The sequence below is a fragment of the Methylocystis heyeri genome, from assembly GCF_004802635.2.
In the GTDB taxonomy this organism is placed as follows: Bacteria; Pseudomonadota; Alphaproteobacteria; order Rhizobiales; family Beijerinckiaceae; genus Methylocystis; species Methylocystis heyeri.
Map to the genome: position 1 here is coordinate 89,027 of NZ_CP046053.1, position 20,338 is coordinate 109,364.

The 20,338-nt window shown below is 60.1% G+C and carries 20 protein-coding genes; 11 read left to right on the plus strand and 9 right to left on the minus strand.

Annotated features, from left to right (window positions below; genetic code table 11):
* The first annotated feature begins 345 nt into the window (after positions 1 to 345).
* The 7 genes from H2LOC_RS21635 to H2LOC_RS20965 all read left to right on the plus strand — a co-directional run bounded on the left by H2LOC_RS21635 (position 346) and on the right by H2LOC_RS20965 (position 7,601).
* Positions 346 to 516 (plus strand): hypothetical protein, encoded by a 171-nt coding sequence (locus H2LOC_RS21635; RefSeq protein WP_202620599.1) that lies wholly within the window; start codon positions 346 to 348, stop codon positions 514 to 516.
* Between the two features lie 123 nt (positions 517 to 639).
* Complete coding sequence (locus H2LOC_RS20940; RefSeq protein WP_136498138.1) at positions 640 to 831, plus strand: hypothetical protein; 192 nt, start codon at positions 640 to 642, stop codon at positions 829 to 831.
* 561 nt (positions 832 to 1,392) lie between these two features.
* Complete coding sequence (locus H2LOC_RS20945) at positions 1,393 to 1,719, plus strand: DUF736 domain-containing protein (RefSeq protein ID WP_136498139.1); 327 nt, start codon at positions 1,393 to 1,395, stop codon at positions 1,717 to 1,719.
* Between the two features lie 251 nt (positions 1,720 to 1,970).
* Positions 1,971 to 3,986: an ATP-dependent nuclease gene (locus H2LOC_RS20950; RefSeq protein WP_136498140.1), complete on the plus strand. Its 2,016-nt coding sequence runs from the start codon at positions 1,971 to 1,973 to the stop codon at positions 3,984 to 3,986.
* Entirely contained in the window at positions 3,983 to 5,710 is a 1,728-nt protein-coding gene (locus tag H2LOC_RS20955) for an ATP-dependent helicase (RefSeq protein ID WP_136498141.1), read from the plus strand. The genes H2LOC_RS20950 and H2LOC_RS20955 overlap by 4 nt, the downstream gene beginning before the upstream one ends.
* A gap of 448 nt (positions 5,711 to 6,158) precedes the next feature.
* Entirely contained in the window at positions 6,159 to 6,668 is a 510-nt protein-coding gene (locus H2LOC_RS20960) for a hypothetical protein (RefSeq protein ID WP_136498142.1), read from the plus strand.
* A 453-nt stretch (positions 6,669 to 7,121) separates the two neighbouring features.
* Positions 7,122 to 7,601, plus strand: coding sequence for a hypothetical protein (locus tag H2LOC_RS20965; RefSeq protein WP_136498143.1), 480 nt, complete (start codon positions 7,122 to 7,124; stop codon positions 7,599 to 7,601).
* A gap of 11 nt (positions 7,602 to 7,612) precedes the next feature.
* Here H2LOC_RS20965 and H2LOC_RS20970 read toward each other — a convergent pair whose 3' ends face one another.
* A complete protein-coding gene (locus H2LOC_RS20970) occupies positions 7,613 to 8,179 on the minus strand; it encodes a hypothetical protein (RefSeq protein ID WP_136498144.1) in 567 nt (188 codons plus the stop codon).
* Between the two features lie 117 nt (positions 8,180 to 8,296).
* Between H2LOC_RS20970 and H2LOC_RS20975 the strand changes: the two genes are divergently transcribed.
* Complete coding sequence (locus H2LOC_RS20975) at positions 8,297 to 9,670, plus strand: transposase (RefSeq protein ID WP_136498145.1); 1,374 nt, start codon at positions 8,297 to 8,299, stop codon at positions 9,668 to 9,670.
* A 182-nt stretch (positions 9,671 to 9,852) separates the two neighbouring features.
* Here the strand turns inward: H2LOC_RS20975 and H2LOC_RS20980 are convergent, their stop codons facing one another.
* Positions 9,853 to 11,205, minus strand: a complete 1,353-nt coding sequence (locus H2LOC_RS20980; protein WP_154331765.1) for a transposase — start codon at positions 11,203 to 11,205, stop codon at positions 9,853 to 9,855.
* Between the two features lie 262 nt (positions 11,206 to 11,467).
* Positions 11,468 to 11,845, minus strand: coding sequence for a hypothetical protein (locus H2LOC_RS20985; RefSeq protein WP_136498208.1), 378 nt, complete (start codon positions 11,843 to 11,845; stop codon positions 11,468 to 11,470).
* A gap of 231 nt (positions 11,846 to 12,076) precedes the next feature.
* On the opposite strand from H2LOC_RS20985, the gene H2LOC_RS20990 reads away from it, so the two are divergent.
* Positions 12,077 to 12,412 (plus strand): hypothetical protein, encoded by a 336-nt coding sequence (locus H2LOC_RS20990; protein WP_136498207.1) that lies wholly within the window; start codon positions 12,077 to 12,079, stop codon positions 12,410 to 12,412.
* Between the two features lie 278 nt (positions 12,413 to 12,690).
* Here the strand turns inward: H2LOC_RS20990 and H2LOC_RS20995 are convergent, their stop codons facing one another.
* The 6 genes from H2LOC_RS20995 to H2LOC_RS21020 all read right to left on the minus strand — a co-directional run bounded on the left by H2LOC_RS20995 (position 12,691) and on the right by H2LOC_RS21020 (position 16,068).
* Positions 12,691 to 12,903 carry a hypothetical protein gene (locus tag H2LOC_RS20995; protein WP_136498206.1) on the minus strand — a complete coding sequence of 71 codons (213 nt, stop codon included), beginning with the start codon at positions 12,901 to 12,903 and terminating at the stop codon, positions 12,691 to 12,693.
* A 381-nt stretch (positions 12,904 to 13,284) separates the two neighbouring features.
* Positions 13,285 to 13,884: a PIN domain-containing protein gene (locus H2LOC_RS21000; RefSeq protein ID WP_246207298.1), complete on the minus strand. Its 600-nt coding sequence runs from the start codon at positions 13,882 to 13,884 to the stop codon at positions 13,285 to 13,287.
* Positions 13,850 to 14,296, minus strand: a complete 447-nt coding sequence (locus H2LOC_RS21005; RefSeq protein WP_136498205.1) for a MerR family transcriptional regulator — start codon at positions 14,294 to 14,296, stop codon at positions 13,850 to 13,852. Before H2LOC_RS21005 ends, H2LOC_RS21000 begins: the two co-directional genes overlap by 35 nt.
* Positions 14,297 to 14,493: 197 nt before the next feature.
* On the minus strand, positions 14,494 to 14,877 hold the full coding sequence (locus H2LOC_RS21010; RefSeq protein ID WP_136498204.1) for a hypothetical protein: 384 nt from the start codon (positions 14,875 to 14,877) through the stop codon (positions 14,494 to 14,496).
* Between the two features lie 31 nt (positions 14,878 to 14,908).
* On the minus strand, positions 14,909 to 15,592 hold the full coding sequence (locus H2LOC_RS21015; RefSeq protein WP_136498203.1) for a nucleotide-binding protein: 684 nt from the start codon (positions 15,590 to 15,592) through the stop codon (positions 14,909 to 14,911).
* Positions 15,593 to 15,603: 11 nt separating this feature from the next.
* Positions 15,604 to 16,068: a hypothetical protein gene (locus H2LOC_RS21020; RefSeq protein ID WP_136498202.1), complete on the minus strand. Its 465-nt coding sequence runs from the start codon at positions 16,066 to 16,068 to the stop codon at positions 15,604 to 15,606.
* 773 nt (positions 16,069 to 16,841) lie between these two features.
* Between H2LOC_RS21020 and H2LOC_RS21025 the strand changes: the two genes are divergently transcribed.
* Both H2LOC_RS21025 and H2LOC_RS21030 read left to right on the plus strand, forming a co-directional pair.
* Entirely contained in the window at positions 16,842 to 17,207 is a 366-nt protein-coding gene (locus tag H2LOC_RS21025) for a MobC domain-containing protein (protein WP_210251886.1), read from the plus strand.
* A complete protein-coding gene (locus H2LOC_RS21030) occupies positions 17,204 to 20,236 on the plus strand; it encodes an LPD7 domain-containing protein (RefSeq protein ID WP_136498200.1) in 3,033 nt (1,010 codons plus the stop codon). The genes H2LOC_RS21025 and H2LOC_RS21030 overlap by 4 nt, the downstream gene beginning before the upstream one ends.
* The last annotated feature ends 102 nt before the right edge of the window (positions 20,237 to 20,338 follow it).

Here is a 20,338-nt window from a genome sequence, read left to right on the forward strand (position 1 = left end):
GCATCTTTGGGCGCCAAAATCATTTTCGCGATCAACCAGCTTACGACTGTCGTGACAAAGCCGACGGGATGCCGAGTGCGCAGTCCAGAATCGGCGGCAGGCCAGCTGCAACGGCGGGCAGGGGACTTTTTGGCATTCGCCTCCCAACCCCGGCGGGCGCCACCCCGCTCTCATTGGCGCAATCCTTGGTCCGGCCCATGGCCTGACGCCATCAACCCGCGAGGGGTCCGCTACGCGAGCGTGCGGCCTCTGCGGCTTCGCCTGCGAGGTGATTGCGGCCGTGGGCCGGACTTACGGGCGCCTGTCGCGCGGGGCTGGTCCCCGCCTCAAAGACGGGAGCCGAAAATGTCTCAAGCCCTCAACACCGCTTACGCCTGCGGCTGGAGCCTCGCCACCACCCTCATGACCTGCGTCGTCGTCTTTCGCGCTGGCGACGACGATTTCGGCGTCATGACGACCGCCGAATATGACGGCGATCCGGAAATTGTGATCCACGAATTCGACCCCTGGGCTTGAATGGGCTTCGAACACGCCCGCCCGGCGGCGGAAGTCCCCACGGATTTTCGCCGCCGCCCATTTTTTTCGGCTTTCCTTGCGTCGCGCCGTTCTTTTGAAGGCGCGAGGGGTCGACGCTTCCTCATGGCGACCCGGTGCGCTACGGAGACCGTCGTCACGATCTCGATCGTCATCGCCATCCCGCTCCTTCTCGATCGTCGCAGCGCTCATCTTCGACGTCACCATCTCGACTGGCGTCCCGCAGGCTCCGCCCGGTCAGCCGGCGAGGGCATCGCACGGGGCAACATTCGCCGCGACGGCTTCCATCGACCATGAGCGAACATCATGATCGCCGTTGCGCGGCTCCGAGCTTGGTAGATGATCGGGTGTTGACGGATCGTCCGGGCAACGTCGAGACGGGGGCGCGGTCGACGCTCTGGCTGGAACAGGCGGCGCCGGCGGCGCGAGGCCAATAGATTGCGGTGGTCTTGCGTGGGGTTTCTCGGCGTCCGCGATGTTGGTTTGGGAGACGGGGCGGAACGGCTGTGAGCTCGGGGCTGTTTCGCCGGGCGCCGCCGAATTCCTTCCTGTGAACCGTGGCCGCCTGTTCTCCTTGTTTGGTCTCTGTCTGGTGGCGTCGCTCCCACACGGCCTCTTCAATGGCTTGATCTGGCCGAAGGCCGGCTGCGCCTCGATCGCCTATCGCAACGCCGCCGGGCAAGTTTCTTCCCCTGGGCTGCGCCCATTCCTCGCGAGGCAAGAAACTCGCCCGCCTGGCGTCCTTCGCGTTGCTGCGGCCCGCAAGCGGGTGCGTCGTCGATCGCCTTCGGTCTTTCGATCGCCATCGAGGCCGCGATGGGCGCGGGCTCGAAGACAGAAGATCACAGGAGAGTCATCATGGCGAACATCGGTTCCTTCAAGAAGTCCGGCAACGAGTTCCACGGCGAAATCGCCACCCTGAGCGTCCAGGCGAAGGGCGTCCGCATCGTCCCCGAATCCAACCGGGCCAGCGACAACGCCCCCAGCCACCGCATCTACGTGGGCCGCGCCGTCGAAATAGGCGCAGCGTGGTCCAAGCGTTCCGCCGAGAACCGCGACTACCTCTCGGTCAAGCTGGACGATCCGAGCTTCAACGCTCCGATCTACGCCAATCTCTTCGACGACGAGGACGGCGAGGGCTTCACGCTCATCTGGTCCCGCGGCCGCAAACCCAATGGCGACTGAGACCAGCCGACGAGGCCTCGCACGGGAAACCGGGCGAGGCCTTCAGTTCGCTGAATCGGCTATGGCGACGCCGCGCCGTGCGCCTGACTTCTCGGCTTCACTCATCGATCCTCTTTTCCCGCGGCGCGAAACGGCCGAGCTTCTCCAAGCGGGATGCTCAGCTTCGTGTTCACGTTCTCCTTGGCGCCGATCACGAGGCTCGCGCGCAGCTTGCGGGTCTGGCAGGATGCATGCGGACGCTGGGGGATTCGATGTATCTCAAGAAAGTCGTGCTTCGAAATTTTCGGTCGTTTGAAAACTGCGGCATTGAGCTGCAGAGGGATCTGACGGTCTTTGTCGGCGAGAACAACGGCGGCAAGAGCAATGCCATCGACGCGATACGACTGCTAACCCAGCCCCTGGGGGGGCGTCGGGAAATCTATTGCGAGACTTCCGACATCCGCTTCCAAGGCCGGTCCGACCACTTCGAACTTGAGGCGGAGTTCACCGACTTGGATGTCGGCCAGCAGGGGCGTCTGATCTCCGCGGCAGTGGACGCGAGTTTGTCGCAAGTGCGATTCGGACTGCGATATCCTGCGCTTGAGGGCGGCGAGCGCCCCGCGCTTTGGGCCGGACGCCTTGGCAACACCCCCGAGCCCGGCTGTCAAGACATGGTCCGGCACGTCTACCTTCCACCGCTGAGGGATGCCAAACGGGCCCTCGCCTCCGGAAATCCGACGCGGATCATGGCACTGCTCAAACATTTTCTGGACGGTGGGTCGCCGTCCGACCTAGCGCGTGACCTGGCAAGGGCGCCAACGCACGTAGTGCTGAACAAGGTCGACGTCGCGGTCGGCAAGGGCCTGTCAGCCCTCACATCGGGCGTTCGCCGTCAAGCTGCAGCGCTAGGATTTGCGCCTCAGGAGCAATTGATCGACATCGCCCGCGACCTGCGGTTCAAACTTGCCGACCACGGCGTCGCACCTGAGGACTTGCGGTATTCGGGCCATGGCTACGCCAACCTCCTGTTCATGGCCACAATTGCAGTCGAACTGGAGAAGGTGAAGAACTCGGACCTGACCTTATTCCTGGTCGAGGAGCCGGAGGCTCACCTTCACCCGCAACTTCAGGCCGCCGTGCTCGGCTTCCTTCAGGACCAAGCCGAGCAATCCCATGCCGCCAAGCCTCATAACGGTCCGGCTGGCCAGCTCCAGGTAATCGTGGCGACTCACTCGCCCAATCTCTCGGCTTGGGTGAGCAGCCAGCAGCTGGTCGTCTTCAAATCCGTCCATCTGGCTGGGGCTCAAGACAGGGGGGAGCAGGAGACGACGTCGGAGGGAGGCACCTCCTGCGACACGAGCGAAACGGCGGAGGCCGATAACGCGGTGATCGAAAGCGCGGTTGCCGAAGGCGTCAGCGACAGCCCCGATCCGGTGGAAGCGCCCGCTGTCACCGCGGCGGTAGCATCGCTTCGTCGCTCCACCCGATGCATCGCGCTGTCGCAGGTCAACTTGAATCCGCTTGAGCGCCGCAAGGTCGATCGCTATCTTGACGTCACGAAGGCCGCACTACTGTTTGGCGGCCGCGTCCTGTTGGTCGAGGGCATCGCGGAAGCGCTTCTTCTGCCGGTAATCGCGAAGCACCACGTCTTGAAGGATGATGCGGAGAAGCTGCGTCTTTTCCGATCGACCGTGTTCGTGCCGATCGATGGCGTCGACTTCGCGCCGTATGTAAATCTGCTGACCACCACGCTGGACGGCGCGCGCATCGCCGAACGCGTCGTCGTCATGACCGACGGAGATCGCGGCACGGCCGAGCTTGACGACGACGAAGTTGACGACGCTCCGACAACGGGTAACGCCGTGTCGTCCGCCCTTACTAACGCCGATGAAACCGCGGCGACATCGCAGGCAGACACCGCGGAGCAGGAGGCCATCATTCCGGGTGCAGCCAGGAAGGTCAGTCTGGACACCGTCGCTGCGAAAAATTACGCCGCGCACTGCACCCTCGTCGTGCATTCAACGTATTCTCTGGAATCGGAGCTTTTGGAGGCGGGCAACGAGGCGATTCTTCAGCAGGCCTATCTCACCCTGCATCCGCGCTCGAAGAAGAAATGGTCCACAGCCGTGGCCCTCAGTGGCGACGAACGCGCGAAGGCTATACACAAGATCTTCAAGAACGCCCGCAAAGGCGACTTTGCACAGGTGCTGGCTCAATTGATCGAGAAAGACGCGACCTTTCAGGCACCTGATTACATTAGGAAAACCATTGAAGGAGTGGTTGAGTGACGTCGGTCTACAAGCCGACTGACGAACAATTGAACGTCATCAGCCATGAGGGCCACGCCTTCGTGCTGGCGTGTCCCGGCGCGGGCAAGACGCGGACGATGGTTGAGCGGGCGCGGACCTTATTCTCTCGGATCGACGACCGCCGGGGCATCGCATTCCTGTCGTTCACGAATGCGGCGATCGACGAGCTGGAAGCGCGGCTGCAACGTCTAGGCGTGCTGCCCACTCCGCTCTTTCCTAGCTTCGTCGGGACTTTCGACCGGTTTTTGTGGCACTTCCTGATCGGCCCTTTTGGCGTGGGAAACAGCCGCGCCACACCTCGGCTGGTGCCCGGGAAAGGCGACTGGGAGGTCAAGCCATTCGACACGGCTCAGCCGCTGCCGCTGAAGGCGTTCGAACGATCCACGAGCAAGATCATCGCGGACGAAGTTAGAAGGCTTGGCTTCGCCCCACAAAAGGGCGCTGCTGCATGGGAGACCACGGCGAAGAAGATGATCGAAAGGTCTCGAGCGGAGGGCCTGCTGGACTTCGAAGATGTTCGAGACTGCGCCCGGGAGAGACTGACCGATCCCGATTTCGCAGCCAGGTTGGGAGCGGCGTTGGCGGGGCGTTTCCGGGAGGTCGTGGTAGACGAGGCCCAGGACTGCAATCCCGCCGACCTCCAGATCGTGGACTGGCTACGCGGAACGGGTATGAGGGTCAAACTTATCTGCGACCCAAATCAAGCGATTTACGCGTTCCGCGGCGGCGTGACGGATGAGCTCCTAGCCTACTCCAAAAAGTTTGACCGAGAAGATCAACTGACCATGAGTGGGAACTTCCGCTCTTCGCCCGCGATCTGCGCGGCGATTTCCCAACTGCGTCCCCCGCACGCGCGGGGCACGCCTGATGTGGCCGTCGGGCCAAATAAGCATGATCCGTCACCCGTCTATATTCTGTCGTATGGCGGCGCAGGCGTGCCGACCAGCATCGGCCGAAAGTTCCAGGAACTAACCGAGAGCCTCGGCGAGCTAGCATATGCTACGCCCGTGCTCGCCTCCACTTGGCAGAGTGCGAGCAAGGCAGCTGGAAGGCCCGTCGTCGACCCCGGAGGCGATAAGACCCTGCTGCTGGCCGATGCGGTGATGCACTTTCACTTCGCTTTCGAGGCGGGAAACCGCAGGCGGGCACTAACCAGGCTCCACCGATCAGTTCTGCTCGTTCGGGGTGCCATTGCCAAGAAGTCCGACTACCAGGATCACATCGAGGCCCAAGGACTGCATGATGGCCGCTGGCGCGCCGAGATCATCGGACTTGGAGAAGCATTGCAGCTCCGCCCAGGGGAAACTGATTATCAATGGTTGGATCGCGCAAGACAACTTCTGGACCACGACTTGATTGGAAGCTCGACCATCAAGAACCGGCTGCATGCCCATGTGGACCTGAAGACAATGCTCGTGGCTCCGTCCACGAACGACCTTCCCGCTCGCTCGATCCATTCCGTGAAAGGTTTAGAGTTCCCCGCGGTCTGCGTCGTCCTCACGAGCAAGGGGGCCGGCAGCATCCTAGATGTGCTTGAGGGCAAATCGACCGCTGCAGAGCCGATGGAGCAGGCGCGGAAGATCTATGTCGCAGCATCACGAGCGGAGCGGCGCTTGGCCATCGCAACACCGAAGAGCCAAGCGAACCGGCTGCAGCAGGTTCTTGATGCGGACGGCCGTAGCGTTGAGATCATCGCGATCTAGGCCGACACAACCGGACGTCACGAAGGTCGTCTAAGGGTGTCATCTTCGCCCGTCTGCCCTTCCTCACAGCGCGCCCGCTCATCCTCCAAAAGCGTCCTCGACAAAGAACATGACGAATCGCAAGTTCGCCAAATCCGCCGACCAAGTCGTGGACGTGACGCCGGGGAACGAGAGAGCGCACGCGATGAATGATCCTGACGATCATCTCCCCATTCCCGCCGCCCTATGCTCGCGCCAGTCTGGCGACACTTAGACGCGCCCTGACCCGCACGCAACGAAAACGAAGCGTCGCGCGCCCGCGATGGCCGGAGAGGGCGGTTCAGGCGCGAGACTGATCGCGGCGAAGCCGATGGGCGTCGATCGCAGGCACATCGGATTGCGGCACGTCACCCATGCGCCGGAGACGCCTTGGGATTGAAGATCGGCGATTGTGGGAGGGACGATAGTCATGCAGAATCGGAACCTACCCAATGTCGAGATTCGGCGCGAGATGGAACGAACACTGATACTCGCAGCGCTGGTGGCGTGGACGTGGCCGGTAATTGCTGCCGATCTCCCGACTAATCCCGCCGTAACGCAAGTGACGATCGCGACCACGATATGCGTTTCAGGCTGGACGAAGACCGTTCGCCCGTCCGCATGGGAGACCGCGCGCATTAAGATCAAGCTGATTCGGGAGTTGGAACTTCCCGAAGAGCTTCTGACAGACTTCGAACTTGACCACAGGATACCCCTCGCGCTCGGCGGCGCGCCATCGGACTCAAGAAACTTAGAGCTTCAGCCATGGGATGAAGCCGGCGACAAAGACGCTGTAGAGGCCTGCTTGTCGCGCGCTGTTTGCGCTGGCAAGATCGGACTGGACGAAGCGCGCCGGCGCATATGGGGCGATTGGCGGCACGCAGGCGCCGGCTGCGATGCGGGAAATGATGGGGTGGAGAGGTCAAGCAAACCGAGATGAGGACGCCGAGCGCCGGTGGCGCGTGCTTCCGTTGAGGGAGCGATACCGCTGGACGGAATTGGGCGTAACACTTGCCGCAGTCGCTGCGATCTCGGCGCTGTTTTTCTTTCTGAGATAACGCAAGCGTCCGGTGAGGACCACGGTCAGGCTTCGAGCCTCAAAGTCGAGCTGTCGTCGGCTTGCAACCCGTGACCGAATGGAATGTCATCGTCAGCGCCGTCGCGCATGGGGTCGTTTGCGGGAGGGGGCGAAAAGCTACGCTAACGCGCGCATGATATTGAATTCATATGGTTAGGCCGAATTGAGTGGGAAAGAGGGAGTAAGGTTCGGTCGGTTGTAAATAGGAGCGCTTGAGCCCGCTCGGCAAATTCCGCCTTGAACGGACCTTCCGGTGTGGACTTCCTTGTCAACATCATCCATGGATTGAGGTAATTTAAGCGGAGATGACGTTCGATGCCCCAAGGTGATGACGAAGGATTTTTGGACCAATATGGCCGATTGAGAGAACAGATAGCTAAATATTCGCATGAAGAACAGCGGCAGTTCTACGCTGGCGTAGGGGGTGCCTTCATGAGGGTGGGCATTGGCGTTATTGATTTATTATATAAGATTAAGCGAGGGAAGACAGCGGGTGAAATCACAAAATCTGATATAATCGAACGATGCATTGAGACTCTTGGTGTTAAATGCGATCATATGTACACCAGATTTCGAGATATACCTTACATCGACTTTCTGATCTACATCCGGGATAATAACTGTAGAATGGCAGAGCCAAATCCTGACTGCGGATATGAGATTGAATTTGAATGTGTTATAAAGGGGCATCTATTTAATGTGTTTGTAGACCGTGAGCTTATAGATGGGATCGATTATGGAGATTGGTCATTGGCGCGGGTAACACTTCGGAGGCCCTTGCCGGGGCGGAAGTGAGGCGGATGTAGTTATATATATGTGGATCTGCCTGTTGGCCTACCAAGCTCGGTGAGCATTCTGTATTGGACAACTTCGTTATAATTCACAGGTGAGAAGCATGCCAGGTTGTTGTTCGCAACTAATGCTTCTATAGCTCTGTATGATGCAAGATGAACATGTAATTTCTGCCTGCATGAAATTTCGCATTCCGCCGCAATCACTGGCTCTGCAAGCTCGTAGCTGCCTTTAGTTTTCCATTTTTTAAGTCCTTCTATAAATAATTCTGCCTCTTCTGGATTATTAGCTAAGTAAATCATAATATATCGTCCACACAACTCAGCTTCATTACTGGTGAAGTATGACCCGTATTTTATCGGAACATCGAGCGACAAGAAGAATGCTGCAAAGTTATTTTTAAATAATGGCTCCAGATGCGCCGCGTTTTTTTCGCGTTGCTCGATCGCTCTTATTTTGTCTTTGGCATTTTTGGCGGCAAGAATCCACCAGATAACAAGCGAAGCCCCGAATGTCGGCCATGCTAACACAAGAGCGATCACGAACAGAAATCCCACGGCGTTGCCCCAGCTTACGGTCAAGGCGCATTCTATTCGTCTCGGGCGAACGTCCGCAACGGGGCGATTGTGTTGAAAAACTCCCCTTGAGTGCGGCTCCGCGTCCTGATTCACTTCTTCTGGCGACAGGAGATTCGGTCGATGATGGGCGAACGCACAGTTATGCAGGAGGCGCTGTTTTACGGCTTCAGCCTGGAGCGGCACGTCCCCAACGAACACATGCTGCGCAAGATCGATCGGTTCGTCGATCTGTCAGGCCTTCGAGCGGAACTTGAGCCTTATTACAGCAACGTTGGCCGTCCCTCGATCGATCCGGAGTTGATGATCCGAATGCTGCTGGTGGGCTATTGCTACGGCATCCGTTCCGAGCGGCGGCTGTGTGACGAAGTTCACCTCAATCTAGCCTATCGCTGGTTCTGCCGATTGGGGCTCGACGGCGACGTTCCGGATCACTCGACCTTTTCCAAAAACCGCCATGGCCGTTTCCGCGACAGCGATCTTTTGCGGCGGCTGTTCGAAACGGTAGTGGCCCGCTGCATGAGCGAAGGGCTGGTAGGCGGCGAAGCCTTCGCCGTCGACGGCAGCATCATCGTCGCCGACGCTCACCGTCAACGCGGCGTGGTAAATTCCAGCGCCTTGGAGCCGGACTCAAACCGCGCGGTCACAGAATATCTGTCCGTTCTCGACGATGCGGCCTTCGGCGGCGCGACGCCGGTCGAGCCAAAGTTCGTCTCGCCCACCGATCCGGCGGCCCGCTGGACCGCAGCGCGCGGCGGCCCTGCCGTTTACGCCTATGCCGACAATTATTTAATCGACCTCAAACACGCGGTGATCATGGACGTTGAGGCCACCACCGCCGTGCGTCAGGCGGAGGTCACCGCCGCCAAGACGATGATTGAGCGAACCGCCGACCGGCTTGAAGTTACGCCTTCGCGTTTGGCGGCGGATACAGGTTACGGATCGGCTGAGATGCTCGCTTGGCTCGTCGACGAACGCGGGATCGAGCCGCACATTCCAGTGTTCGACAAATCGGAGCGCACAGACGGGACCTTTTCACGCGCCGATTTTGCGTACTACAAAGAAAGCGACGTCTATGTCTGCCCAGCTGGAAAGCAATTACAAAAATACCGGCGCGCATTCGCCACGCCGCGGACTGGCGTAGACAAGGACAACACGGTCCGCTACCGCGCCAGCAAGCTCGACTGCGACGCCTGCGAGCTGAAAGCCAAGTGCTGCCCGAACACTCCGGCGCGCAAAATTCCGCGCTCCATTCATGAGGCCGCTCGCGATGTCGCGCGCGCCATCGCCAAGACTGACGCCTACATCATCTCGCGCCGAGAGCGAAAGAAGGTCGAGATGCTGTTCGCTCACCTCAAACGTATCCTCAGGCTTGACCGATTGCGGCTTCGCGGTCCCTGGGGCGCGCGCGATGAGTTCCTACTCGCAGCGACCGCCCAGAATTTGCGGAAAATGGCCAAGCTGATCCCCGCACAAGCGCCAATCATAGCCGCATGAGGCGCCAAGGCCCTCATCAACCTTCGCGGCAATCGTCATTGATCGCGCCCAACGCCAGACAGCGGTCGAGTTTTTCAACACAATCGGGCGTTTCCTGCCTTTCCGCTGCCCTCTTGGGGGCGCACACGACGATCCGTTAAAAACTGCACGCTTAGCAGCGCGGTGAAAAAGTCGGGGTTCGATCAATCGGGTTCTGGCATGACGACGACGGTGAAGATGGCCGGCGCGCCCTCGAATTCGGCGATGATGATGATTGCCGCGGCAATATCCGTCTGAACTGCGAACAAGAGGGCGTTTTTGGCGCTCGCAGCCTCCTTCGGCGTGCCGCATCCGGTGAGCGCACGCATCAGCACGCCGAGATTGAACCCAGCGACGTGGATCAGGTATCGTTTGGCGACATTCTCGCGGCCTCGAAGCCAAGCCCGACGCATGCCGCCGCGATCGAGCACATGGGCGAAGCTGCGTTCGACCAGTTCGCCGCGCTTGCGCATGGCGGCGCGTCCGACGCCGGATTTCAGCCGCGCGCGGTTGGCGTAGACCGCGTCACGCGCCGCTTCGTCGCCTCGCCAGCGTAAATAGCCTTTCGCCGGCAAAGGCTCGGCGATCCGGCTCTTCCAGTCGCCGTCGTCGAGGTCCTTCAAAACCTCGCGCGAATGATAGCCCTTGTCCGCGATGATTTCGCAGGGATCGTCCGGCGTCGGCGCGAGGCCGACGGCGGAGAGATTGGCCTTCGCCGTCTCCAGCGTGTCGCCGAGCGTCGTCGTATCGCCCTTGTCGGCCTCATGGATCGGCGCGGCGACGATCACGCCTGTGTCGAGATCGACCGCGTGCTCCGGCTTGTAGGCGAGATGCGTCGTCCCGTCCTTCATCCGCGCGATCTTCGCCTCGGCGTCCGTGGCGCTCGTCCAATCCTCGTTCGAGAGCTTCTTAGCCGTGCGCTTGCGGTCGAAACGCGCCAAATCCTCGGCGCTCGGGGTCGCGATCCCGCTTTCCTTCGCCATGCGTTCGAGCATCGCGTGATAAGTCTCGCCATTGTCGCGCCGCACGATGCTGCGCAGCGCCGCGTTCGCCTCCATGGTCGAACCGTCGACACCGATCCGCTCGCCCTTCACGAGGCCGCGCTCGGCGACGAGCTTCAGGACGAAGCCGAAAACCTTCTCGTGAACCTCGTGCGGCAGACGCGAGCGCGTCTTCGACAGCCACGAATGATCCGGAACTTTCTCGCGCGTCGAAAGACGCAGGAAATCCCGCAGCGAAAAAGAGTCCGCGCAGCGCCATACGATGCCGCGTTCGCTGTCGAGCCCTTCGAAGTAGCCGACCATGTGCATGCGGAAATAGCGCCCTGGTGGCAGCGACGGCGCGCCCATCTTCGCCGCGTAGTAGGGCTTGCAGGCGTTCTCGACGAAAACATCGAAGTCGGCGCCCTGCAAAACCTTCTGAAGCGCGTCGTAAAACGCGTGGCCGGGAGAGCGCGGAAACTCGGCCCACGTGACCACCAAATCGCCCTGCGCACCCGTCTCACGCCGCATCGCCATCAGAAAACCCCAGCCGAATCTCATCGCGAAACGGAATCAGCCGGACGCGACTTCGTCAACGGGCTGTTAGGAGGCTTGCGAAACTCGATTGCCTTTTGAAGGCGTTCTGAAAGGGGATTATGAATGGAAAAAGCCCCCTATTTTTCCGAGGGCGCCCCGCACCAACCTTACGCAAACGACCGTTTGCGTAAGGACGCTGAATTTTCGCGGCTTGCGCCTTAGCGTACGATTTTGGACAGATCGTATAGCGACCCCGGATAGGCTAGCGCGCGGTCGCTTTCAAGAATGTGGTCTTGTCATCAGAAGACATGTCGTCCCACGCCCCCTCGATGAAAGTAGCTGTCGCCATTTGCTGTTGGGTGAAAGAGGCGCCCTTTGATTCCATGTTTGCGGCGAAGCCGAACATCACATCTGAAGACTGTGGAGACATGAAGCCATGCATAATATATGCTGCTGGGACAGAAAGGCGACTGGAAAACGTCATTACTCCGTCGAAGAACTCCTTCTCTTTTCGATTGTTACCAATCCAAGACGGCCGTTTGCCCCAAACGTCGATCTCGGACTGGCGTAACGCCACTTTAAAGTCGTGATCATTGAGTTCAGCATTTTTATTTCCAAATATTGCACTAAGAATACCCATCTTATATATTTCCTTTTCGGCGCTAGTATTGCACTCTTCACAGTGCATTCTATTCGCCTCGGGCGAACTTCCGCAACGGGTCGATTCCGGCCTTTTCGCAGCCCTCTCACCTCCCCCTTACAAATCGCAAATATTCACGATGAATAGCAGGAATGGTTTTGCTGTTTTCGTGATTATTGATCTCACGCGAGAACAGCGCGGCACACGAATGAGGCAATAGGAGTGCATCAAATGTCCCGATATCATGCAAGTGTTCATTACAATGATTGGAAAGGCTCTGCCGCCGCCGACAATGCGGACCTGCGCGGCCTCCATGCGCTACTCTCCGAACGCCGACTGATCAGCAGAAATGAGGTAGTTGTCCGCTTCAAAGCCAATGTTTGGATACATCACACGCAGGCACTGTATTTTTCAGTTTCCGCCGACGTTTCGGAGCAGAGCGCTGTTGAGAACGCAGCTCTTAAAGTGCGGAAGGTCGACATTAGTGAGCTGTCGCCGATACAGTTCTTCGGCCTGTTCAAGCGCTTTGAAATCGCGCTCGAACATAAGGACTTTCACGCCGTTTGAATACGAAGGGCCAGAGGAGAGGACTGACAAGTCGCCAGTGCGAGTTCCTGCTCGGCCGTCGAAACTCGTGCATAACCGATCCGGACCATCGACATTCACCGGGGTTCGTCCGCTTTCTCGTCCGGCAATCATCTTGTCCGGTTTGCCATTGTCAAGCGTGTTTCCGGACAGATCGCGGATGACCGGGAAACGGCCTATTGCCGGACAAGCTTGTGGAGTGGCGGATGGCGCCTGGAATCCGGCGCGGGCGGGTTCCTGCTCGGTTTCCGCGCCCCGGCTCAATAGCCTTTCAGCACGCAGAACGGCGCCTCCGCGGTTCCAAACACCGACATGCCCGGCCGGACTGCGACGCAGCGATGGGTGCGGCCGTTGTCTTCTTTGCCGTCTTGCAACTCGATCTTCAGCCCCTCGGCCCGCATCTTCTGCGCCGTCGCCGCCATGCTGGGGTCGTTTGCGGGAGAGGGCGGAATCCTACGCCAGGGGCGTTTCAATCGTAGCCGCTTAGGAAAATTGATTGTGGCACGGGTTAAGATACAGAAATTCAGAGGGTTCTGGCCGAATTCCCGGCTTTCTTAAATCCTAGTTTGCGATTGGATACTCCCTCTTTCCCGCTCAATTCGGCGTAACCATATGAATTCAATATCATACGCGCGTTAGCGTAGCTTTTCGCCCTCTCCCGCAAACGACCCCCGCATCGAGCGGCGCCGCTCTCAGAGAGGCTCGCAGAAGGTCGTGAGTTGCTTTTTCCGCTTTCCGTGATAAGCTCTAACCTAGTTAATCTATTGTTTTAGTTCCATAATTAGCATTATGCGAATCAACTGACAGAAAGACAGACAGCAGCTCGCTCGCTCGGACCGCTCTAACAAACAGCTTCAGAGATCGGCGTGGCGCTTCGCAAGCCTTGCCGAAAGCTGGATGAGTTTTTGGGTTTTCAGGATGTCGACAAACGCGGGCGCCGAGACGCGCGTCATGTTGAGATTGCGCCGCGCATTCGCGAGGGAGGCAGTCGTAAGCTCTGGGGCGGAATCAAAGAGATCAGCCAGAAATGCGTCCGGGGTTTGCCTGCTCAAGCCATGCTTCCGCAGCTCCTTTTCCGGGAAATCACGAAGATTCCAGGTGAGGATTACGGACGCGCGACTGGCGATCCCAGCCGCGACGACATGACGATCGTTTGGATCCGGCAAGGTGACCGCGCCAATGTGTTCGTCGTAGGGGGCGATCAAGGCGTGCGGCAGAGCCGCGTTCATCAGGTTCCGTGTGATCTGCAAGCGCTCAATAGAAATCGCGGGCGCGTTAGCCGCCAGATTCCGAATCCATTCCTCGTGAATTTCATCCGTCCAACGCGCCTCGACCAAGTGGTCTACCGCCGTTTGCACGACGATATTCCTCAGATGGAAGGGATAGAGAACGCATGCGTCCAAGATGACGACGGCAGGCTCAAACGCCATAGAGTTGCTGAAGTTCTTCGGCATCGTCGGCGAGCGCCTTCATAACCGCGCTCTGCGCGTCAATTTTCGCCTTGAGCTCGAGCACGTCTCTCAATGTCGCGCGGCGATGCTTGCCGACATAGCGGAACGGCAGGTCGCCCACGTCCATGCGATGCACGACGAGGGGACGCGAGACGCCGAGGATACTCGCCGCATCGTTGGGGCTCAGTTCCTGCTCTTCGGTCAGGACTGCGACCCGGTCGCCGTCCAGCAGATGGCCAAGAAGAGCTTCGATCAGCGCCGCAGCGTCCGGCGGCAACGACAGGGTCTGATCGGAGCCGGACCGGCGCTTGACCCGCACCTCAACTTGGTCGCCCTTTGCCAGCTTGCCCAAGCGGCCGGCCTCCTTCCGAGCGGCATGGGACAACTCAACGAACTGAAGCACCTGGGTGGTCATGGCCGATTCCCCTTTAACCTCAATGTAGCCCAATTGCGCCTTAAGTGCAATAAGTGAAAGTTGCGCGGGCGAGTGGATCGAAACAGGATCTCTCCTCTGCGTCGACGACGCGGGCCAACCAGTGATAGGCGACTCACGCGCCGGTGCGGAGACCCGAGCCTTACCCGGCATGCTTCCCGCCGCGCTTCTCCTTACGCTCACCCGGCCATACGCAAGCCAATCTCGACGCCAGCTCCGAGCAGCGCCACGCCGAGCAGCATGCCCACCACCAACCATTGCAACATTTGCCTTCGCGCCGCGTCACGCGCAACATCCCTCGCCGCGCTCGCGATCGCTTTCGCCAGATCGGCTTTGGCGGCCTCGACGCTTGCGCGTATCGTGGCGTCGGCGGTAGTTCGCGTCTCGTCTAAAATTCGCTTGGCTTCCTTGCCAATCTCCTTGGGAAATTGACGATAGAGACTTTCGTAAAATTGTAGCGCGTAGAGCACCAGCCACAGCGCATCATTGTCGCGCAATCCCAAGGCGCTCTGAACGCGCCGCAGTTGGTCGCGTTCCGCAATCGTCGCGGCGCGGCCGAGCAATCTTTCGTATGCCGTTTCGACCCGGGTTTCCTCAGGCATCGACGAGCCCAGGGAAAATCTTGTTGACCTCTTCGAGCCAACGGCGCAGTTCGGCGCGGTTGCCAATGGGCATGGTTCGCCATGCTTTGGCGATGCTCAACCGATCGCTGTAGAGTGCGTCGCTCACCCGGTCGGCCATATCGGGAAACAAGACCGAGCGCCCGCCCTTCCTTTCAACGGCCTTTTTCACATCCGAGCCATTGTAGAGCTCGAACTTCGCGTCGGCGCCGAAGTAGCCGTTTTTCACCACGTGCAGCGCGGAATTTCCAATCGCCTCCACATAATCTTGCATCAGTTCGAGACTGTCGCGCTGGCGGTTGATGACCCACAAGGTCACCAGATTCCTTTGCAACTCGTCGAGCGATTTGCTGAGGGTCCCGCCATATTGCGCGACCCCCACGTTGTTGCGCGCCGCCGTGTTGACGACGACCACGCATTCCCTGTGCTCGTCGCAAATGTTGACGAACTGAATCCAGCCATCCGCGTCGTCCAGATTGACGAGTTTGCAGGTCACTTCCTCTTCGTAGGATTTCAGGACGTCAGGGTTCGACGTGTCGGCGTCGATCAAAAACACCTCGTCGTCATTCTCCTTGAGATAATGGACGAGCGCCATCGTCACGAGCGATTTGCCGACGCCGCCCTTGCTGCCGCCGACGACATAGATTGGCTTATTCATCGAATGGTCTCCTAAATTGTGTCTCGATCGCGTCGGAGCGGAAACGACCACGCCGGCACGACTTCTCCGCCCTCGGTTCCAGAGTTCTCCGCTCGAGCCGCCGCGCCCGGTTTCGGGGGCTTCGGCATCGGCGGGATTTCACGACGTTCCGACTCCGCCGCTTCCCCAGCTCTCGCCTGGCCGATGGGCTTCGGCGGCTTTGGCATGGGGGGAACCGCCGGCTGCTCCGCGGCGCGCTCGACGGCGGCGGTCCCCGGTCTCGGCGCCGCCGGCAAAGAGCGCCTCTCTTCGGATGGCGCGCCGAGAGGCTTGTCGGCCCGGGCCTTCAGCTGAGGCATCGAACCGTCTTGCGGCTTCACCTTCGGCCGAGCCGTAGCGACGCCGAGGCCGATTTCCCGCGCCGGCCGTCGGCTTTGGCTGAGGTAATTTTTCAGCGTCCCTACTGAAATCTGGAGCCCGCTCTTCTGCAGAATCACTCGCAGATCGTCCAAGCTGAGATTTTTGTCTTTGCGCGCCTTTATCAGTTCGGGGGCCAGGTCTCGGATCAAAGCCGCCCGCGAGCGATGCGCCTCTCTTGGCGGTTCCGCTGCCAGGCTTTTGCGAATCGCGTTCGCCACTTCGTTAGAAAGCTTCATGACCGCTCATTATATCAAACTGCAAATAGCGTCCAGCTTCAAAATCACCAAGGCTTTCACGCATTCGTAGTCGGCTGGTTTCCGCACTCGTGCCGACATCCACTCCTTACGCTTTCTCTGCCCTCTTCCGACATCGCCTGGACAGTCACCCAAACGGTGACGGCGCATTACCGAAAAAATGCCCAACCGGTGCCCGACCGATGACGGGTCGGGCCCAAATTATTGCGAGTTCGTTCGAAGCGAGCACCAAGGTGACGCCAGAACGATGACACGGTGATGCCATGACGATGCCGAGCACGTGTCTTCAATTATTAAGATAAGCTACCTATTTGTTACGCAATTGTGGCGCATCTATGCTTTTGGCCATTCTATAAAAATGACGCAAAATGCCTCCAATAAATCTAACAAAGTATCAAGAAATCATACAGATGAAGATATATGAGCTGTTTAGAGAATATGTTATGGCAGGATACCGAAAATGTAATACATTTTCTTGTGTGCCCTCGCCGGACGGGCTAAGATCGCGTTCGGCAGTTTGGCAAGCCAAACCGAACGCTCAAAAACGACGCGCCGACATGACGGAACCCAAAGCGAAATCCCGAAAGAAAGCGCTCATGCGAACGGTCCGCATGAGCGAAGAGGAGTTCGAACTCTTTGCCGGCTTCTGCGCTTCACAGGGCCTCACGACGAGTGAAGCGCTCCGCAGGCTCGCGCGATCGGCGGCGCTTCTCGGCCCAACACTGACCGGCGAAGCGCGGGCGGAGATCGTCGCGCTCACGCGTCAGATGCGGGCGATCGGAACGAACCTCAATCAGGCGGTCCACCGCATGAACGCGGGCCACATGGTTCCCGAAGACGAAATGACGCGCTACCTCGACGGGGTTCACGGGACGATCGTGGAGCTCGATCGCCTGTATCGCTCCTTGTGCGCCAGAGCCCATAAACGCGCCGTGCAGGCAGTTGCGAGGCCTGTCGCATGACGGACCTATCCAGTTACGACACAACGTCTTTGGGAGGGCGGTTGCGCCGCTTGCGGCTCGCGGCGGCCTTTGCCGAACGTCAGGCGATCATCGAGGCGGAGGAGTCAGCGGTCTTCGCTTTTCGGGCGGCGGACGCCGTCCACCCTGCCCCGCCCGTGTCGCCGGCCCCATCTTCGGCCGCCGCCGTTTCACAAAGCGCCCTTCCCTACACGGGCGCCGCGCCGCTCTCGCCGGCGCAAGAATCGACGCTCGCCGAGGAAGAATGGGCGATGCAAAAGCCGGCCGCCGCCGGGGGTGGCGGCGGTCGTCGGGACTCTTCGTCGCCGGCTTCTCCCGGTCTCTTGGCGCGCGCGGCGCCCGGCCTCGGCGGGGGCGCTGCGGCGACGTCCGCCGGTGGCGCGCCCCGATCGACGGAATTGAAGAAAGTAGGGCTTGCCGCAGGCTCACAAGCTGCCGTCGTCAAACTCGCGAGCTACGGCGCCGGTCCCGTGCGCGCCGCGTCGTTGATGAACTACCAGAGCGACAAGGGAGAATTGTCGCTCGAGCGCGAAGACGGGAGCCTCGTCACTGGCAAGGAAGCCGTCGCCAATCTCGCCGCCCACTGGAGCGAAGAGAACGCGCGCGAGCCCTCCAACGACGTGCTTCGTCTCGACATCGCCTTCGACGGCAAGGTTTCGAAAGACGCCGCGCGGGCGGCGCTCGCCGACGCCCTCAAAGGTCATCGCTTCGCGTGGCGGATCGAGGAACGCGACTCTTCGACCACGGTTCAGGTCGTCGCCGTCGCAGCCGGTTCCGGTCACGACGAAAACGGCAAACGGGAGCGCATTTACGCCAATGCGAAATCCCTTGATCGGCTCTACGACAAGATCGAGGAGGCGTTCGGCCGCGACGCCGATTTTTCCAAACCGGTCTGGGTGCATGGAACCGACGGCGCCACGACGCAGTTGGCCGGGCTGACCAAAGCCGGCCAATTGTACGCGGAGACCGACACGGGCGCGTCGATCGCCTCTGCCGCAGACCGGCTGTTCGCGAAACTTCCGAGCAACGCCAATCGCGCCAAACCCGCCAACTTCAACCCAAATTTGCAGCTCGCCAAATCCTGGCAACCGTCCGTGAGATCGAGTGGCCCGCGCGACTTCGCCCATGTGATCTTGAGCGCCAAACCCGGCACCGACAAGGAAGCCTTCATGGACGCGGCGCGGGCGACGCTCGCCAAGGAGTTCGCGGGACACGAATATGTGTTCGTGATGCACACGAACCGGCAACACATTCACGTTCACGCCGCCGTCAGGCTCACGAGCCCCACTGGGGAGAAGTTGCACCCCGGCATTCAGGATTTCAACCGCTGGCGCGAAACGCTCGCCGAGGAAGCGCGCGAGCGCAATATCCCGATGGAGGCCGTTCGCCGCTTCGACCAGGCGCACGCGCCCGGCTACAAACTCAAAGACGTTAAAATGGTCGAGCGCGGCCTGGCTTCCAAAAACGCGAGACGCCGCATCGAGCGCGTCAAGAACCATGAGATTCATCGGCCAACCCGGCCGGAAGGGCGCAAACGTGCGGCCGAGGCCGCCGCCCAATGGAGATCGGTCGCGGCGAGAGGGTCCAGCCCCCTGCCCCCGCTTGCCGTGGGCGCCGTTCGGCTTTACCGCGCCGAGGCCGCGACCGGCGGGGGGCATCGCGCGACGCTCTTCGTCAACGATCGCGCCCTTGCAGAATCCTACGTCGCTAAATCCGGCGCGGCGCGTCTGGTCTACATCGATGTTCCGCCCGATCGGCTGTCCGACCTCAGACCTTCACGCGACAACCCCACGCAAATGTTCGTCGTGCCGGCGTCGCTTCATCAGCTCGTCAAAGCCGTGGACCGACAGGATGAGGCCGCTATACTGCCGTTCCAACGCCGCTCCGAGGCCGCTTTGGCGCCGCGCTCGAAGGATCAAACCAAACCCCTTTTCGAGGAGACGCAGATGCGAAACGCGGACACTATGGACGCCGCCCGAGCCGGCCTTGGCGAAAGTTTCGAGCGTATCCGCAGTTTCCTTCCAGAGGGCGCCGTCAAAGACGAGTTCGAACGCCGGGCGAGCAGCATTCTCGAAAAAGCACAGGGCGCTACTGAGGCTCAGGCGCGCTTGGAACGCACGCCCGGAGAGATCGAGGGCGAGCGCTACGTCGACCCGAACCCGGCGAGGAATCTTTCGTCGCTCATTACGCATGAGCGTAAAGGCTCGGAGATTCATTACAGCCGACACGATGCCGCGACCGGCGCCTATCAAACCCTCGCTTTCATCGACAAGGGGAAGACGCTGGACGTCCGCGATTGGAACAACGCGGAGAGCGTTAACGCGGCTCTACAGGTCGCGTCGCAGAAGTGGGACAGCCTCACCATCAACGGCACCGACGCCTACAAAGAAACAGTCGCTCAACTCGCCGCCGCACATGGCTACAAGATCACGAATCCGGAGCTTCGAGATCGCATCCGGGAAGTTCAGGCCCAGGCCGAGGCGCGGCGTCAATCTCTCGCCGAGCGTAAGGACGAGGTCGAGCCGCAGCAGACCGAAGCGAAGGACACGACGCCGAAGGTCCAGCCAGAATTCGAAGGCGAACGAGGAGAGACCGCTGGCGGGCCAATTCTCAATACGACCCCCGCCGAACGACGCGTCGAACTCGAAAGCGTTCGACAGCGCGTCATTGACGAAGCCGAACGCGAAACCCAGCAAGCCAACGGCGCGGCGGCCGCCCAGGAGACTAACGCCGCCAGCGGCAGCGAGGCCGCCCCCTATCGCTCGCAAGAGGAGGCCCGCGTAGCGCGCGAGGCCGAGCGCACCGTCGTAAACAGCGCGTCGCGCGCCATCCCATCCGATCCGAACCAATCCGAGGCTGTTCAGACCTTGCGTCACGAGCAGCAGCGCGTATTCAATCAGGAAGAGCGCGATCAGCAACGCCAAATCGACCTCGAAAACCAAGCACGGCTTCACCGCGAGGAAGAGCAGCGACAACGCGGCGAGCAAGAGGCCGAGGGCGAATCCATGTGACGCGTCAAACCTCATTGCTACGCTGGTTCGGTAACGATCGGGCGCAAAGTGCGTCAATTGCGCGACGTAGCGGCGCTCGGTGGCTCGCCGACGTCGCCCGTG